A 2,056-nucleotide genomic window follows, 5' to 3' on the forward strand; every position below is an offset into this window, starting at 1 on the left:
ATCCGTTCACCACTCTCGTGCCGAATCTCGGTGTGGTGCAGTCGGGCGACACGACCTTCACCGTTGCCGACGTGCCCGGTCTGATCCCCGGTGCGAGCGAGGGTCGCGGTCTCGGCCTCGACTTCCTGCGCCATCTCGAGCGCTGTGCCGTACTCGCACACGTCGTCGACTGCGCGACCCTCGAACCCGGCCGCGACCCGATCTCCGACATCGACGCGCTCGAGGCCGAACTCGCCGCCTACCAGCCTGCCCTGTCGGGCGACAGCGGACTCGGCGACCTGGCCGAGCGTCCCCGCATCGTGATCCTGAACAAGGCCGACGTGCCCGACGCGAAAGAACTCGCCGAGTTCGTCACCCCCGAACTCGAGGCGCGCGGATGGCCGGTCTTCACGATCTCGGCCGTGAGCCGCGACGGGCTGCGCCCCTTGACGTTCGCCCTCGCGAAGATGGTCGACGAGTACCGGGCGGCGCATCCTCCGGCTGCGCCCACCCGCCCGGTGATCCGTCCCGTCGCCCGCGACGAGGAGGCCTTCACCGTGGTCCGCGATCCCGAGGTGCCCGGCGGATTCGTCGTGCAGGGCACACGTCCCGAGCGGTGGGTGCGCCAGACGGCCTTCGACAACGACGAAGCGGTGGGTTATCTCGCCGACCGCCTCGCACGTCTCGGGGTCGAGGACAAGCTCGTCAAGCTCGGCGCGGAACCCGGATGCTGGGTCACCATCGGCGAGGTCGGCTTCGAGTGGGAACCGCAGACGCAGGCCGGCGTGGATGTCGTGCCGACCGGTCGCGGCACTGATGCCCGTCTCGATCAGGTCGACCGCGTCGGCGCCGCCGAACGCCGCCACGCCAAGAAGGTGCGCCGCGGCCTGGCCACCGACGACGAGTTCGAGTAACCGGCCCCGCCTTCCCATCGATCAGGAAGTCCGAAGCGTACCGAGGAGAACATGAGCGACACGCGGGAGGTCATCTCCCAGGCCCGCAGCGTAGTGGTCAAGATCGGGTCGTCGGCGATCACGAGCCTGGTCGGTGGGCTCGACCGCAGCAGGCTCGACCGTCTCGTCGACGCCATCGAAGGCCGGATCGGCACGGGCGCGAGCGTCGTCGTGGTCTCGTCCGGCGCCGTCGGTGCCGGTCTCGCACCCCTCGGCCTGACCAGCAGGCCGCGGGATCTCGCGACGAAGCAGGCCGCGGCGAGTGTCGGGCAACTCGCCCTCGCCCACGCGTGGGGTACCTCCTTCGCCCGCTACGACCGCACCGTGGGCCAGGTGCTGCTCACCGCCGACGACATCGGCAGGCGCACCCAGCACCGCAACGCGCAACGCACACTCGACCGCCTGCGCTCGCTCGGGGCGGTTCCGGTGGTCAACGAGAACGACACCGTCGCCACCGTCGAACTGCGCTTCGGCGACAACGACCGCCTCGCCGCGCTGGTCGCGCATCTCATCGGCGCCGACGCACTGATCCTGCTCTCCGACGTCGACGGCCTGTACGACGGGGATCCGCGTAAGGGCGCCGCGAACCTCATCCCCGAGGTGCGCACCCCCGAGGATCTCGACGGCGTGGTCGCCGGATCGGGTGGGGCTCTCGGCACCGGTGGCATGGCGTCGAAACTGTCCGCGGCCCGCCTCGCGGCGGATTCCGGGGTGCCGGTGCTGCTCGCCGCGGCCTCCCAGGCCGACCGCGCTCTTGCCGCCGCCGACGTCGGCACGGCCTTCGCCGCTCGTCCCCAGCGCCTGTCCGCGCGGCGCTTCTGGGTGCGTCACGCCGCCGACGTGCACGGTTCGCTGTATCTCGACGAGGGTGCCGTGAGGGCCGTGATGGAACGGCGCCGCTCGCTGCTCGCTGCCGGGATCACCGGCACCAGTGGCGGTTTCCACGCCGGCGACGTCGTGGGCATCGTCGCGCCCGACGGCCGCACGGTCGCTCGCGGTGTGGTGGCCTACGACGCGTCCGAACTCGATTTCATGATCGGCTTCTCCACGGGTCAGCTGCCGCCGGATCTCCAGCGACCCGTCGTGCACGCGGACGATCTCGTCCGGGTGGTCTGACCGCCGTC

General features: G+C 71.0%; 2 protein-coding genes. Both read left to right on the top strand.

Annotated features, from left to right (window positions below; translation table 11 throughout):
• The coding region (gene obgE / locus R1101_RS0122070; RefSeq protein ID WP_016935405.1) for a GTPase ObgE at nucleotides 1–893 on the top strand (893 nt) is incomplete at its 5' end.
• Nucleotides 894–944: 51 nt separating this feature from the next.
• Nucleotides 945–2,048: a glutamate 5-kinase gene (proB, locus tag R1101_RS0122075; RefSeq protein ID WP_016935406.1), complete on the top strand. Its 1,104-nt coding sequence runs from the start codon at nucleotides 945–947 to the stop codon at nucleotides 2,046–2,048.
• The last annotated feature ends 8 nt before the right edge of the window (nucleotides 2,049–2,056 follow it).

The sequence above is a fragment of the Rhodococcus sp. R1101 genome, from assembly GCF_000278445.1.
GTDB lineage: Bacteria > Actinomycetota > Actinomycetes > Mycobacteriales > Mycobacteriaceae > Rhodococcus > Rhodococcus gordoniae.